The organism is Ruegeria sp. BHSB058, from assembly GCF_059613285.1.
The window spans coordinates 1-12,691 of sequence record NZ_JBXWSF010000098.1; the positions used below are offsets into that span (position 1 = coordinate 1).

The window sequence follows — 12,691 nt, forward strand, 5'->3', positions numbered from 1 at the left end:
CCGTGCACCCCCAATTCGCGCAGGAACAACGTCATGATCGGGATCGAGCCGCCGACCCGGGTGATGAACGGTTTGTCGCCATAGACCTCTTCGAGGACCTGTCCGGCCACCTGCGTTGCGTTATGGCCGCGCGGCACGAGAAAAGGATCGGCGTCGCCTGCCAGATGTTCGATGCGCGTGGTGACGCCCGGAGGCGTGTGGCGGGCGACATGGGCGCGGATCAGTTCGGCGATCTGTTCCGGTATCTGATTGGCGACCAGCCGGCAGGTGATCTTGGCGCTGGCGCGGGCGGGCAGGACGGTTTTGCTGCCATCGCCCTGATAGCCGCCGGTCAGGCCGTTGAGTTCAAGCGTGGGTCTGGCCCAGAGCCGTTCGCGAACGGAGTATCCGGTTTCCCCGAACGGCGCGGGCGCGCCGGTTTCGGCGAGGTATTCGGCTTCGTCAAAAGGCACGCGGGCGATCTGGGCGCGGTCTTCGGCCGTCAGATCCACCACGTCGTCGTAGAAGCCGTCGATGGTGATGCGGCCGGTTTCGGCGTCCTTCATCGACGCAAGGATCTGGCTGAGCGCCATCAGCGGGTTGTTGACGCCGCCGCCATGCAGGCCGGAATGCAGATCGGCGGAGGGGCCGTCGACGATCACCTCGACCCCCACCAGCCCCTTGAGGCCCATGACAAGCTGTGCCTCGTCCGCCGTCCATTGCAGCCCGTCGGCGGAAAAGATCATGTCGCAGGACAGGCGGCGCGCCTCGGCCCTGATGAAGTCGGGCATGTCGGGCGAGCCGATCTCCTCCTGCCCTTCAAAGAGGAATTTCACGTTGACCGGCAGGCGTTTTTGGGTGGCCAGCAATGCTTCGATGGCGAGGATGGGGATGAACATGCCGCCCTTGTCGTCCGAGGCGCCGCGACCAAAGACACAGCCCTGCCGGATCTGGGGGTCAAACGGCGGGCTGTCCCACAGTTCGAACGGGTCGGCGGGCTGGACGTCGAAATGCCCATAGATCAACACCGTGGGCCGGTCGGCCCCGGCATGCATCCAGTCGCCATAGACCGCCGGGTGGCCGGTGGTTGGCAGGACCGCGACATGTTCGATCCCTGCTTTGCCCAGCCTGTCCGCGACCCAATTGGCGGCGCGTTCCACATCCGGCATATGCGCGGGCATTGCCGAGACGGAGGGGATGCGCACGAAGTCCAGAAGTTCCTGTTCGAACCGGTTTTGATGCGTGTCGAGATAATCCTGCCAGTGCATTTTCGCGCCTCCCGTTTTCCTGCGCGGAAGAGTGGCGGCATTGTAGGCGCGAGGCAATCGAAACCGGGCGTCAGTCCTTGCTGAGACGGTCGGCCTTTTTGCGCACCAGAACCGTGCGCAGGTCGTGCATCGCCAGCAGCAGGGCGTCGGTGACCTGATCGAGCTGTTCGGGCGTTGCCTTGGATTGCGCCCAATGGGTCGTGAGGTTCAAGTAATCCACGGCACGGTGGATGTCGTCGATGTCGCGCTGGGCGAGCAGCGCCTTGCGTTCGGCCATCCAGCGTTCGATTTCGGCCATGTCCTCGGGCGTCAGGGTGCGCTGGCCGTGTGGCTTGATCTCGCCATTGCGGATGTTGACGACGGCGATCTGGTCCATCTCGATCCGCTGGTGGCGGTTGTTGGTGTCCAGACGAAAGACGAAGGCGCCGTTTTCGCGGACACGGAAGTAGTATTCGGGCAGGTCCATCGCCGTTGCCTTTCGGTCAGGTCAGGGATGCGCAAAAGCGCTGGATGCGGGTGCAGGCTTCGGTCAGGGCGGTGTCCGAGGTGGCGTAGCTGACGCGGAAATTCGGCGACAGGCCAAAGGCCGCGCCGAAGACGACAGCGACGTCGGCCTCTTCCAGCAGGGCGGTGGCGAAGGCCTCGTCACTGTCAATGCGGGTGCCCTTGGGCGTGGTCTTGCCGATCAGACCGGCGATGGAGGGATAGACATAGAATGCGCCTTCGGGTGTGGGGCAGGTGATGCCGTCGATTTCGCCGAGCATCGAGACCACCAGATCGCGGCGGCGTTTGAAGGTCTGGTTATTGGGGGCGAGAAATTCCTGGGTGCCGTTCAACGCCTCGACCGCCGCCCACTGGCTGACCGAGCAGGGGTTCGAGGTGGACTGCGACTGGACCTTGCGCATGGCGGCGATCAGTTCGTCCGGGCCGGCGGCATAGCCGATGCGCCAGCCGGTCATGGCATAGGCCTTGGAAACCCCGTTGCAGGTGAGCGTGCGGCCGTATAGCCCCGGTTCGACCTGTACCGGAGTGCAGAATTCGAACCCGTCATAGGCGAGGTGTTCGTACATGTCGTCGCTCATCACCCAGACATGCGGGTGGCGCATCAGCACATCCGTGAGTGCCTTGAGTTCGTCATGGGAATAGCCCGCGCCGGTCGGGTTCGAGGGCGAGTTGAAGATGAACCACTTGGTGCGCGGCGTGATCGCTGCCTCAAGCTGTTCGGCGGTCAGCTTGAAGCGGTTTTCCAGCGTGGTCCTGACCACCACCGGCGTGCCGCCCGCCAGCAGCACCATATCGGGATAGCTGACCCAGTAGGGCGCGGGGATGATCACCTCGTCGCCGTCGTTCAGAGTTGCCATGAGGGCGTTGTAAAGCGTCTGTTTGCCGCCGGTTCCGACCGAGACCTGCGCGGGCGTGTAATCGAGCCCGTGGTCGCGTTTCATCTTGGCGCAGACCGCCTGTTTCAGCTCGATGATCCCGTCGGGGGCGGTGTATTTGGTCTTGCCTGCGGCAATAGCGGCGACGGCGGCGTCCTTGATGTTCTGCGGTGTGTCGAAGTCCGGCTCTCCCGCGCTGAGGCCGATCACGTCGCGTCCGGCGGCCTTGAGTTCGGCCGCCTTGGCCGTCATCGCGATGGTGGGCGAGGGTTTGACGCGAGACAATGTCGCAGACAGGAAACTCATGGGCGGCCTCGGTTTGTATCTTGTGCGCGACTGTCATAGGGTGCGCCCGAATTGGGATCAAGCGATATGGAAACGGCAAAGGAGCATGCAATGAGCGATGACAACAACTGGTTCGGACCGGATGCAGCTACCTTTGGGGACCGCGTTGCAGGCGCGCGCGAAGCCGCGGGCATGACACAAACGCAGCTGGCGCGTCGGCTGGGGGTCAAGAAGGCGACGATCATGGGGTGGGAGGACGATGTGTCAGAACCCCGTGCCAACAAGCTGTCAATGCTGGCGGGCATGTTGAACGTGTCGATCAAGTGGCTTTTGACCGGTGAAGGCGAGGGCGCGGATGTGCCGGGCGAACCGGTCGATGCCTCGTCTGATCTGGCGGAAGTTCTGGCGGATCTGCGCGCGTTGCGCGGCTCGATGCGGGAAAACGCCGAGCGCGCCGCGCGCCTGGAAAAACGCCTGCGTCAGTTGGCGGGGTCCGTTGAATGACCGAAACGCGCGAGAACCGCATCAGGCGGATGAAAATGCGCTCGATGCGGCGCGGGATCAAGGAGATGGACCTGATCCTGTCGGCCTATGCGGATCGCAACCTGCCCGGGATGGACGGTGTGGCGCTGGATCTGTACGACGCGCTGCTGCATGAGAACGATCAGGACCTGTATCAATGGGTCACGGGGCAGGTGCCCGCGCCCGAGAAATATGGCGCATTGATCGGCGATATCGCGCAAACCTTTCAAAAATAGCGAAATTTTACCTTAACCGATTCTTCGGCTTTGCGGGTGCATCCTGTTTGCGCAGTTTGGCGAGTCGGAGAACGGGATGAGTATCGAAAGAAAGTTTACGGTATCGGAACACAAAAGCTTCATGGGCATCTATCTGGAGGCGCTGGCGCTGGTCGAGCGGCTTCACCGGTTGCTGCTGGACGTGATCAAGGACGAGTTCGAGCGGGTCGGGATTCTGGAGATCAACGCGGTACAGGCGCTGCTTCTGTTCAATATCGGCGATCACGAGGTGACGGCGGGCGAATTGAAAAGCCGCGGCTACTATCAGGGCAGCAATGTCAGCTATAACCTGAAGAAGCTGGTCGAAATGGGATACATGCACCACCAGCGGTGCGAGATCGACCGGCGCTCGGTCCGGGTCAGGCTGACACAGAAGGGGCGCAACATCCGTGATATCGTGTCGGAACTTTTTGCAAGGCATGCCGAGGGGTTGCAATCCAAAGGCGTTCTGGGGGCGGATGGGGTGGAAAACATCACCTCGTCCCTGCGCCGGGTCGAGCGGTACTGGACGGATCAGATCCGGTATATTTATTGATCATCGGGCCGGAGCGATGACAGGGTCAGACCTTGGAGTTCGCGCATGAGCTTGCGGGCCATGGTGGCCTCGAAATCCTCGAACCCCAGGGCGGATTCGACAAAGGCATCCGGGCCCAGAATGACCCAGGCCTCGTAATAGGCGATCAGTTCACCGACCTGCAACAGCCGCTTGTCGTCGATACCGGGGTCGTCGGCGCCGATGACCAGACCATTGATGGTCAGATTAGCATCGGCAAGGCCGTCTTTCACCTCGCGCGGGTGGGGGCCGATATTGTGTTTGCCATCGCCGGACAGATCCAGCGTTCGTTTCCAGCATGTTTCCTGCTGTGCCAGCAGGTCGGCGCCGAACAGCATGGCCGCGCCGACCGCCGTGCCGCTGGGGGCGGATGCGCGGCGGGTTGCGGCAAGGGTTGCAGTGATGCGCGCCAGATCATCGGCGCTGATTATATCGGTCCAGCCCTGCAGCAGGCGTTGATGGCCGGCTTCGCTCCATTCATAGATGGCCAGGCGCACCGGGGCCGACGGGTGTGACAGCAGGGCTTGCGTCACGCGGGGATGCTGCAACGCCCTGGCCAGCCCGTCGAGTTGCAGCCGGTATTCGCGGCTGTCGACCGAACCGGACACGTCGAGGCCGAGCGCCAGCGCCTGCCGACATTGCGCGGTGGCCTGCGAGGTCAGCAACATGAAAAGGCAGGCGGCGACGCGCAGGATCACTCGGCAACCCCTGAATTTGCCTGGCTGACGATCAGGCCGGACACCTCGCGCTCGAGCTTGCGCCGCATGGCCCTTTCGAAATCGTCGAACCCGTTGGCGATTTCCAGAAAGGCGGAAGGCCCCTTGAGCACGTTTTCACGATAGAAGGGGATCAGTTCGGTTGCCGCCTCGTAAGCGCCGCTCATGATGACGAGGCCGTTGACCACGACATTCTGGAACGGGAAATGCCGATAGGCTTCGGTCGGGCCGTAGCCGTCATTGTTGATCCCGTCGCCTGACACGTCGATGGTCTGGCGCTGGCATTTCGGCGCCCGCTGCAACAGGACAGCGCCGAAGCTGAGGGCATGGCCCATCGCAGTTGGGAAGATGCCCCCGGTCCTTTCCGACGCGGCAAGTATGGACGAGGCGGCATAAAGGTCTTCGGCGCCTCGGATGATCCGCCAGTCCAGCAATACGCGCTGGTTGAACCGCCCGTTCCATTCAAAGACGGCAAGCGCCACCGGCAGCGGGGCAGAGAGAAACGCATGTTCGACCTCGGGCGCGAGCAGGGCGGCGGCCAGCCCGTTGCGTTGCAGGGCATATTCGGCCTCGTCAACCGAGGAGGACACGTCAATCGCCAGCACCAGCGCAAGGCGACAATCCTGCGCCCTGAGAGGGCTTGCCAGCAAGGCAAACCCCAGTATCGCCAGCCAGCGGATCACCAGTGTCCCGTGTTTTCCATGCTGGCCCACGGCTCGGCCGGGTCAAGAGCCGTACCGTTCTGCAGCAGTTCGACCGAGATATTGTCGGGCGAGCGGACAAAGGCCATGCGCCCGTCGCGGGGCGGGCGGTTGATGGTCACGCCGTTATCCTGCAGGTGCTGGCAGGCGGCATAGATGTCATCGACGCCATAGGCCAGATGCCCGAAATGGCGGCTGTCGCTGGGCAGGGCGTCGTCGCCATCCCAGTTGTAGGTCAGCTCGATCGGGGCGTCTTCCTGGCCCGGCGGCGCCATGAAGACCAGCGTGAAACGCCCGTTCTCGTTTTCATATCTCCGGGTCTCCTTCAGGCCGAGCAATTCGTAGAAGGCCATGGATTTTTCCAGATCCTTCACGCGCACCATGGTGTGCAGATAGGTCAGCGCCATCGCGGTCATCCTTTGTCAGAAAGTCATCGCGTCCAAGCTTAGCGCGTCACGCCCGTTAGTCGAGGGTTCGGGCGCGGGAAACTCAAAAAGATCGCGCGGTAAATTTCCCGGGCGATTGTACCTTATGTCGCCTTTCCGGGGGGTGGGATATCGATATATAGTGGTGGACGACTCATTTCACGAAAGGACGTGTCGATGCCGCTTTCCCCAGATCAACTGTCCGAGATCGAGGCGCAGCGCGCGCAGACGCAGCCGACCCGCCGGGTGGTCGCGCCGGGAATGGAAGAGCGGTTGTATTCCGCGCATCCGGTTCTGGATCACGGTTTTGTCCGGGTTATCGACTATATGGGCGATGATGCCGCGATCTGTCAGGCCGCACGGGTGTCGTACGGCAAGGGCACCAAGTCGGTGCAGAATGACGAAGGGCTGATCCGGTACCTGATGCGGCACTGGCACTCGACACCGTTCGAGATGTGCGAGATCAAGCTGCATGTCAAACTGCCCGTCTTTGTTGCGCGGCAGTGGATCCGCCACCGCACCGCCAACGTGAACGAGTATTCGGCGCGCTATTCGATTCTGGACCGCGAGTTCTATATCCCCGCGCCCGAGCATGTTGCGGCGCAGTCCGAGGTCAACAACCAGGGCCGGGGCGACACGTTGCAGGGCGAAGAGGCGGCGCGTGTGCTGGAGATTCTCAAGGCCGACAGCGCCCGCTGCTATGACAATTACGAGGCGATGATCGGGCAGGACGGCCAGCAGGGGCTGGCGCGCGAACTGGCGCGGATGAACCTGCCTGCCAACGTCTATACCCAGTGGTACTGGAAAGTGGACCTGCACAACCTGTTCCATTTCCTGCGTTTGCGGGCGGATGCTCATGCGCAGTATGAAATCCGGGTCTATGCCGAAACCATGTGCCAGATCGTGGCCGACTGGGTGCCGTTCGCCTATAGGGCGTTCGAGGATTACCGTCTGGGCGCGGTCAACCTGTCGGCGCAGATGGTCGACAGCCTGCGCCGGATGCTGAAGGGCGAGGACGTCACGCAGGAAAACTCGGGCCTGTCGGCCCGCGAATGGCGCGAGTTCGAGGCCGTCATCCGGGGCGACCAGGCCAACCCGACCTGACCAGAGGCAGGGCGTTGCCTGTCCGGAGGATCGAGGTGTTTTTGGGGAATGGTCAACGGCCGTCAATTCAGCCGTTGTCCTTTTCTGTTCGCGCCGCGCGATGCGCGGAAGGTCGTTACAACGCTTTCAAATCAGAAGCCATCTGACGGCCGTCGCGTCCGTCCTGAAGCTCGTACGAAACTTTCTGATTGTCAGCGAGCCCTGTCAGGCCTGATCGTTCCACGGCCGAGATATGAACAAACACATCTTTGCCCCCTTCATCGGGCGCAATAAATCCATAGCCTTTGGTTGTATTAAACCACTTCACGGTGCCAGTTGGCATTTCCCGTGTCTCCTTCTCCTTGGTCGTTGCCCCGGAATTTGGGGCGAGTTCGGTCCACCCACCGTCAACTTACCGGAATGCAAAGACAAACCGGCAAAAAAGGCGGGTTTCACCTTTCTCACAATTGCATCTCATTGTAAAAAATCAAGAACAACACTCCGGTCAAAACCGGATTGTCTATTTTTTCAGCAAACCCGGTTTTTGGGGGAAAAATGCGGCTATATGGCCTCAAAACCTGTGACACGTGCCGTAAGGCATTGAAATCAATTCCGGAAATGGAATTTTTTGACGTGCGTTCCGACGGCGTGCCAGCGGAAGTCATGGCGCGGGCGTTGGCGGAGTTCGGCGATGTTTTGCTCAACACCCGGTCGACGACCTGGCGCGGGCTGGACGAAAACGAACGCGCGAAACCGCCTGCAGAATTGCTGGCGGCGCATCCGACACTGATGAAACGGCCGCTGATCGAGAGTGACGGCGCGTTATATCTGGGCTGGACGGATAAAACCCGCGCCGCCCTTGGCGTTTCCTGAGCGGCTGATTATCTGCGGGTCCAGGCAACCGGAGGAAAGATATGCGAAACGCCGCCATGGTGCTGGGTGTCGTCGCCGGACTGATCGGCATGATCGTCGGGTTTTTCGGCTATGGCTATGTCACGCTGATCGAGCAGTTCGGCGAGATCGAGGGCGTGGCCGAGCAGGTGCAGAACGTCACCCTGATCCAGACCGTTTCGATCCTGTCGCCGATGCTGGCCATTGCGGGCGGGGCCATGGCGCGGGCGCGGGCGTTATGGGGTGGGGTGTTGTTGTTGCTGTCGGCGGGCGGGATGTATCACGCCTTTGGCTTCAACGCCTTCACGATGTTTCCCATTGCTTTTGCCGGTCTGGCCGGGGTGCTTGGGCTCGCCGCTGGAAAGCCGGACGAACCCAAGGCGCATTTCTAGACGTCAGGAGAGGCGCAGCACACGGTCAAGCGAGAGCGGACCGGCGCCCTTGATCACAAGAACCAGCAACAGGAATGTCCACATCACGCGCTGGTCGATCAGCGTCACCGTGTTGTCGAACAGGCTGCCGAGCTTGACGCCGTGGCCGGTGACGTCGACGATGGTCTGCACCCAGATAAAGCCGATCATGCCGATGGCCGACAGGCGGGTCAGCAGGCCGAGTACGACCAGTGCGGGCAGGACGAATTCGGCAACCGTACCGGCAAAGATGACGAGACGCTGAAAGATGTTCATCTGGGTGACGTCATAAAGAACCGCCTCGGCGGCTTTGGGGAAGATCTGGCCGAAGGCGCCCGCCGAGGGCGAAAAGATCGATCCGTCGATCTTGAGCATGGCCGAATTCCAGTAATAGAACAGCAGGACTGCGGCGAAAACGATCCGCGCCAGTGTCGGTGTCAGCATGTCCGACGCGCGGTCGAGCTTGCCAGAGACACTGTTGTGAAGGGTAATCAGTGCAGCAGTCATCATGTCAGCCTTTCGGTAGTCAAAGAAGCGATGGCGTTGCCCTGCAGGAGCAGGGTCAATGTGGCGCCCAGATCAAAGTCATCTGCCTTTGACAGGGCGTATTCATGGGCCTGGCCGATGGAGTGTCCGGCCATAAGCATCTCGATCCAGTCCGCGCCGCCTGGCGGCAGCAAGTGAGGGGCCGGGTCGAACTCGGTGCGGGTGATCAGGATGTCCTGCGCGCCGGGTTGCGGTTTCGGGGCGCCGACTTGGGTGTTGAAGCGCCAGATATCGTGCACCGGCCAGGGAGAGCGGAGCAGGACCATCGACGGGGCGAAGGTCAGCCGTGCGGACAGCAGTTTCTCGGTGTCGATGGCAAGCGCCTCGGGCGGGATGGGTGTGCTGTCGGCGGCGTGGTAGGAGCGGCGCAACGCCAGTTCCAGCCGCGCCACATCGGGGAGGTAGCCCAGATGCGACAGTTGCTCCATCCCTGCAAGGAAATCCGGGAAGGCCTTGCCATAATGCATCATCAGCGGCGAGCTGGGGGGATGTCTGCGCAGGAAGATACCCGCCAGCCCATCCATGTTCTGTGCGCCCAGAAGCTTGGCGATGACGGGAAAGGCCTGGTGCATCGCCTCGGTCAGAGACACGGCCACGTTGTTGCGATAAACGCTGAACCGGCGGCCCGCGGGCTGGCTGTGCGCATCGCTGAGGCCCTCGGGAACCGGTTGGGCGGCATCAAGGATCGCGTCGTGGAAAGTGGTTTGCGAGACACTCATGCCGGTATCCGTTCGAGCGCGGCTTGTGCGCGTTCGGCCTCGGCCCGCAGAACCGGCCAGTCGGGTACGTCGGTGTCCCATTCGATCAGGACGGGTTTGGGCCCGGACCGATCCAGCACATAGTCCAGCAGCGCCCAGACCGGGTCGACCACCTCGCGCCCGTGGCTGTCGATCAGCAGGGGTCTGCCGTGGTCGTCGTGATCCTCGTCATGGCCGCCGAGGTGGATTTCGCCCACCTGTTCAAGCGGGTAGGCTTCAATGTAACCCTGCGGCGAGAAGTCGAGATTGGTGGCCGAGACAAAGACGTTGTTGACGTCCAGCAACAGGCCACAACCGGTGCGCCGGCTGATCTCGCGCAGGAAATCCGGTTCGGTCCAGGTGCTTTCATCAAAGGCCAGATAACTGGAAGGGTTTTCCAGCAGCATCTTGCGCCCGACCGTCTCTTGCAGCTGATCGATATGTTCGCAGACCCGCGCCAGCGTCGCATCTGTATAGGGCAAGGGCAGTAGATCGTTCAGGAAATGGCTGTCATGGGTGGACCAGGCCAGATGCTCGGAAAAGCTGGCAGGGTCGAGCCAGCCGACGAGGTGTTTCAGGCGGGCCAGGTGATCTGGGTCCAGGGGGCCTTCACCGCCGATGGAAAGGCCGACACCATGGACCGAAATCGGGAATTGTTCGGACAGGTGACGCAGTTGCGCCAAAGGGCGGCCACCGTCGCCCATGTAGTTCTCGGCATGAATTTCCAGCCACGCCACGGGGGCGGCCGCATCAAGGATCTGGGCAAAATGCTGGGGCTTGTACCCGACGCCCGGCGCCGCCGGCAGGCGGTTCGATCTGAGCGCATCATCCAACATCAGCCCGTCTCCTGTCTGATTGGAAAAGGGCGAGCATTGTCCATACCCGCCCTTTGGTGTTCTGCGTTGATTTATGCCGGCAGGTCGCGGTTTAGCGCTTCGAGCGAGCCTTTGCGGGCGCTGCCGTCGGCCTGTGCGGGCAGGTCGATGCCTTCGCAGGTGCCGGCGTCGACCAGAGTCCAGGCGTTGCCCTGATAGTCAACGGTCGAAGTTCCGGCGCAGGTGGTGCCGGGGCCCGCGGCGCAGTCGTTCTGACCCGCCAGAGAAACGCCATAGCACTTTTCCTTGGCTTGCGCGCTTGCGGTGGTGGCTGCACCGGAGATTGCGGCGGCAACGGCGCTTGCGATGACCAGGGTTTTTGCGGTGTTCGACATCTCGATTTTCCTCTTGATGACTTGGTTGGTTTGTTCGTGACACTGACAAAGGTAGGGGCTGGGTGCGCACAGTTAAATTCACGACCCCGTGTCTCACAGCCCCGTCAGCGAGTGTAACGCCGGCTTTGAGTCTAGTACATTGTTTTTTAAGGGTAATATGAATTATATTGCCCTTCCGGCCCGAAAAAAAGACCGGAAGGGCGGGGAATGTTACAGAAGATCGGGGGGCGTTGCGGCCCGCGACAGGTCTTTTGTTACATCTTCAAGTGACTGAACACTTGTCTGTTTTTCGCCAAGGCGGCGGACCGAGACCGTGCGCTCTTCGACTTCGCGGTGTCCGACGGCCAGAATGACCGGGACCTTGCCGACCGAATGTTCGCGAACCTTGTAGTTGATCTTTTCGTTGCGAATATCGGCCTCGGCGCGCACGCCAGCCTTTTGCAGCCCGGCCACGACCTCGTTCACGTAATCATCGGCCTCGGAGGTGATCGAGGCGACGACGACCTGGCGCGGGGCCAGCCAGAAGGGCAGCTTGCCGGCGTGTTCCTCGATCAGGATGCCGATGAAACGCTCGAACGAGCCCAGCGTCGCGCGGTGCAGCATGACGGGGCGATGCTTGGCGCCATCGGCGCCGATATAGGTTGCATCCAGCCGTTCGGGCAACACGAAATCCACCTGGAATGTGCCGCATTGCCAGTCGCGCCCGATGGCATCCGTCAGCACGAATTCCAGCTTGGGGCCATAAAACGCGCCTTCGCCGGGGTTCAGTTCGGGTTCGATTCCGGCAGCGCGGGTGGCCGACAGAAGCGCCGCCTCGGCCTTGTCCCAGACCTCGTCCGATCCGGCGCGGGTTTCGGGGCGGTCGGAGAATTTCACCGAGAAATCTTCGAACCCCAGATCCTTGTAGATCACGCTGAGGAAGCGAATGAACTCGGCGGTTTCCGCCTCGATCTGCTCTTCGGTCGAGAAGATATGGGCGTCATCCTGCGTGAATCCGCGCACCCGCATGATGCCGTGCAGCGCGCCTGAAGGTTCGTAGCGGTTGCACGATCCGAACTCGGCCATGCGCAGCGGCAGGTCGCGATAGGATTTCAGGCCCTGCTTGAAGATCTCGACATGGCAGGGGCAGTTCATCGGTTTGAGGGCATTCACGGCCTTTTCGCGGGCGTGTTCCTCGTCGACTTCGACGATGAACATGTTTTCCTGATACTTGTCCCAGTGGCCCGAGCGTTCCCACAGCTTGCGGTCGACGACCTGCGGCGTGTTCACCTCGACATAGCCGCCGCGGCGCTGCTGGCGGCGCATGTAGTCCTGCAACTGGGTGTAGATGGTCCAGCCGTTGGGGTGCCAGAAGATCTGGCCCGGCGCCTCTTCCTGCATGTGAAACAGGTCCATCTCGCGGCCCAGTTTGCGATGGTCGCGCTTTGCGGCCTCTTCCAGCATGTGCAGATGCGCCTTGAGCTTTTCCTTGCCGGTGAAGGCCACGCCATAGATGCGCTGCAGCATGGCGCGGCTGGAGTCGCCCCGCCAATAGGCGCCCGCAATGGACATCAGCTTGAAGGCGTCGCCCGGCAACTGGCCGGTATGCTGCAGGTGCGGACCACGGCAGAGATCCTGCCAATGGCCGTGCCAGTACATGCGCAGCGGTTCGTTGCCGGGAATGGCCTCGATCAGCTCGACCTTGTAGGGTTCGTTATTGGCCTTGTAGAAC

The 12,691-nt window shown here is 61.7% G+C and carries 18 protein-coding genes; 6 read left to right on the top strand and 12 right to left on the bottom strand.

Annotated elements, in window-relative coordinates; genetic code table 11:
• The 3 genes from AC2FNB_RS18380 to AC2FNB_RS18390 form a co-directional block, all read right to left on the bottom strand.
• A partial coding sequence (locus AC2FNB_RS18380; protein WP_496748339.1) for a dipeptidase occupies nt 1-1,247 on the bottom strand: 1,247 nt, incomplete at its 3' end.
• Nucleotides 1,248-1,317: 70 nt separating this feature from the next.
• Nucleotides 1,318-1,713, bottom strand: a complete 396-nt coding sequence (locus AC2FNB_RS18385) for a hypothetical protein (RefSeq protein ID WP_480749612.1) — start codon at nt 1,711-1,713, stop codon at nt 1,318-1,320.
• Nucleotides 1,714-1,729: 16 nt separating this feature from the next.
• Nucleotides 1,730-2,932 (bottom strand): pyridoxal phosphate-dependent aminotransferase, encoded by a 1,203-nt coding sequence (locus AC2FNB_RS18390; protein WP_496748340.1) that lies wholly within the window; start codon nt 2,930-2,932, stop codon nt 1,730-1,732.
• Nucleotides 2,933-3,022: 90 nt separating this feature from the next.
• On the opposite strand from AC2FNB_RS18390, the gene AC2FNB_RS18395 reads away from it, so the two are divergent.
• From AC2FNB_RS18395 to AC2FNB_RS18405, 3 genes are all read left to right on the top strand, one after another.
• On the top strand, nt 3,023-3,415 hold the full coding sequence (locus AC2FNB_RS18395) for a helix-turn-helix domain-containing protein (protein WP_480749614.1): 393 nt from the start codon (nt 3,023-3,025) through the stop codon (nt 3,413-3,415).
• A complete protein-coding gene (locus tag AC2FNB_RS18400; RefSeq protein WP_480749615.1) occupies nt 3,412-3,669 on the top strand; it encodes a succinate dehydrogenase assembly factor 2 in 258 nt (85 codons plus the stop codon). Before AC2FNB_RS18395 ends, AC2FNB_RS18400 begins: the two co-directional genes overlap by 4 nt.
• A 76-nt stretch (nt 3,670-3,745) precedes the next feature.
• Nucleotides 3,746-4,243 carry a MarR family winged helix-turn-helix transcriptional regulator gene (locus AC2FNB_RS18405; RefSeq protein ID WP_480749616.1) on the top strand — a complete coding sequence of 166 codons (498 nt, stop codon included), beginning with the start codon at nt 3,746-3,748 and terminating at the stop codon, nt 4,241-4,243.
• On the opposite strand, the gene AC2FNB_RS18410 is transcribed toward AC2FNB_RS18405, so the two are convergent.
• The 3 genes from AC2FNB_RS18410 to AC2FNB_RS18420 are packed head-to-tail and all read right to left on the bottom strand — an operon-like array spanning nt 4,237 to nt 6,085.
• Nucleotides 4,237-4,959 (bottom strand): DUF1194 domain-containing protein, encoded by a 723-nt coding sequence (locus AC2FNB_RS18410; protein ID WP_496748341.1) that lies wholly within the window; start codon nt 4,957-4,959, stop codon nt 4,237-4,239. The two genes, AC2FNB_RS18405 and AC2FNB_RS18410, sit on opposite strands and share 7 nt — an antisense overlap.
• Complete coding sequence (locus tag AC2FNB_RS18415) at nt 4,956-5,660, bottom strand: DUF1194 domain-containing protein (protein ID WP_496748342.1); 705 nt, start codon at nt 5,658-5,660, stop codon at nt 4,956-4,958. Before AC2FNB_RS18415 ends, AC2FNB_RS18410 begins: the two co-directional genes overlap by 4 nt.
• Nucleotides 5,657-6,085, bottom strand: a complete 429-nt coding sequence (locus AC2FNB_RS18420; RefSeq protein WP_496748343.1) for a VOC family protein — start codon at nt 6,083-6,085, stop codon at nt 5,657-5,659. The genes AC2FNB_RS18415 and AC2FNB_RS18420 overlap by 4 nt, the downstream gene beginning before the upstream one ends.
• A gap of 195 nt (nt 6,086-6,280) precedes the next feature.
• Here AC2FNB_RS18420 and thyX point away from each other — a divergent pair, with 195 nt between their 5' ends.
• Nucleotides 6,281-7,207 carry an FAD-dependent thymidylate synthase gene (gene thyX / locus AC2FNB_RS18425; protein WP_496748344.1) on the top strand — a complete coding sequence of 309 codons (927 nt, stop codon included), beginning with the start codon at nt 6,281-6,283 and terminating at the stop codon, nt 7,205-7,207.
• A 115-nt stretch (nt 7,208-7,322) separates the two neighbouring features.
• Here the strand turns inward: thyX and AC2FNB_RS18430 are convergent, their stop codons facing one another.
• Nucleotides 7,323-7,529, bottom strand: coding sequence for a cold-shock protein (locus AC2FNB_RS18430; RefSeq protein ID WP_480749621.1), 207 nt, complete (start codon nt 7,527-7,529; stop codon nt 7,323-7,325).
• Between the two features lie 212 nt (nt 7,530-7,741).
• Between AC2FNB_RS18430 and AC2FNB_RS18435 the strand changes: the two genes are divergently transcribed.
• On the top strand, nt 7,742-8,059 hold the full coding sequence (locus tag AC2FNB_RS18435; RefSeq protein WP_496748345.1) for an ArsC/Spx/MgsR family protein: 318 nt from the start codon (nt 7,742-7,744) through the stop codon (nt 8,057-8,059).
• A gap of 41 nt (nt 8,060-8,100) precedes the next feature.
• On the top strand, nt 8,101-8,469 hold the full coding sequence (locus tag AC2FNB_RS18440; RefSeq protein ID WP_480749623.1) for a hypothetical protein: 369 nt from the start codon (nt 8,101-8,103) through the stop codon (nt 8,467-8,469).
• Between the two features lie 3 nt (nt 8,470-8,472).
• Here AC2FNB_RS18440 and AC2FNB_RS18445 read toward each other — a convergent pair whose 3' ends face one another.
• From AC2FNB_RS18445 to thrS, 5 genes are all read right to left on the bottom strand, one after another.
• On the bottom strand, nt 8,473-8,994 hold the full coding sequence (locus AC2FNB_RS18445; protein WP_480749624.1) for a DoxX family protein: 522 nt from the start codon (nt 8,992-8,994) through the stop codon (nt 8,473-8,475).
• Nucleotides 8,994-9,752, bottom strand: a complete 759-nt coding sequence (locus AC2FNB_RS18450) for an HvfC/BufC family peptide modification chaperone (protein ID WP_496748346.1) — start codon at nt 9,750-9,752, stop codon at nt 8,994-8,996. The genes AC2FNB_RS18445 and AC2FNB_RS18450 overlap by 1 nt, the downstream gene beginning before the upstream one ends.
• Nucleotides 9,749-10,606, bottom strand: coding sequence for an MNIO family bufferin maturase (gene bufB, locus AC2FNB_RS18455; protein ID WP_496748347.1), 858 nt, complete (start codon nt 10,604-10,606; stop codon nt 9,749-9,751). Before bufB ends, AC2FNB_RS18450 begins: the two co-directional genes overlap by 4 nt.
• A 71-nt stretch (nt 10,607-10,677) precedes the next feature.
• Complete coding sequence (locus AC2FNB_RS18460; RefSeq protein ID WP_496748348.1) at nt 10,678-10,980, bottom strand: BufA1 family periplasmic bufferin-type metallophore; 303 nt, start codon at nt 10,978-10,980, stop codon at nt 10,678-10,680.
• A gap of 210 nt (nt 10,981-11,190) precedes the next feature.
• The coding region (thrS, locus tag AC2FNB_RS18465) for a threonine--tRNA ligase (RefSeq protein ID WP_496748349.1) at nt 11,191-12,691 on the bottom strand (1,501 nt) is incomplete at its 5' end.

Bases quoted from the DNA above. Each gene is read 5' to 3' on its own strand.
- AC2FNB_RS18460 (WP_496748348.1), bottom strand. From the start codon at position 10,980: ATGTCGAACACCGCAAAAACCCTGGTCATCGCAAGCGCCGTTGCCGCC.
- AC2FNB_RS18440 (WP_480749623.1), top strand. From the start codon at position 8,101: ATGCGAAACGCCGCCATGGTGCTGGGTGTCGTCGCCGGACTGATCGGC.
- AC2FNB_RS18395 (WP_480749614.1), top strand. From the start codon at position 3,023: ATGAGCGATGACAACAACTGGTTCGGACCGGATGCAGCTACCTTTGGG.
- AC2FNB_RS18405 (WP_480749616.1), top strand. From the start codon at position 3,746: ATGAGTATCGAAAGAAAGTTTACGGTATCGGAACACAAAAGCTTCATG.
- AC2FNB_RS18385 (WP_480749612.1), bottom strand. From the start codon at position 1,713: ATGGACCTGCCCGAATACTACTTCCGTGTCCGCGAAAACGGCGCCTTC.
- AC2FNB_RS18420 (WP_496748343.1), bottom strand. From the start codon at position 6,085: ATGGCGCTGACCTATCTGCACACCATGGTGCGCGTGAAGGATCTGGAA.
- AC2FNB_RS18430 (WP_480749621.1), bottom strand. From the start codon at position 7,529: ATGCCAACTGGCACCGTGAAGTGGTTTAATACAACCAAAGGCTATGGA.
- AC2FNB_RS18400 (WP_480749615.1), top strand. From the start codon at position 3,412: ATGACCGAAACGCGCGAGAACCGCATCAGGCGGATGAAAATGCGCTCG.
- AC2FNB_RS18435 (WP_496748345.1), top strand. From the start codon at position 7,742: ATGCGGCTATATGGCCTCAAAACCTGTGACACGTGCCGTAAGGCATTG.
- bufB (WP_496748347.1), bottom strand. From the start codon at position 10,606: ATGTTGGATGATGCGCTCAGATCGAACCGCCTGCCGGCGGCGCCGGGC.
- AC2FNB_RS18445 (WP_480749624.1), bottom strand. From the start codon at position 8,994: ATGACTGCTGCACTGATTACCCTTCACAACAGTGTCTCTGGCAAGCTC.
- thyX (WP_496748344.1), top strand. From the start codon at position 6,281: ATGCCGCTTTCCCCAGATCAACTGTCCGAGATCGAGGCGCAGCGCGCG.
- AC2FNB_RS18450 (WP_496748346.1), bottom strand. From the start codon at position 9,752: ATGAGTGTCTCGCAAACCACTTTCCACGACGCGATCCTTGATGCCGCC.
- AC2FNB_RS18390 (WP_496748340.1), bottom strand. From the start codon at position 2,932: ATGAGTTTCCTGTCTGCGACATTGTCTCGCGTCAAACCCTCGCCCACC.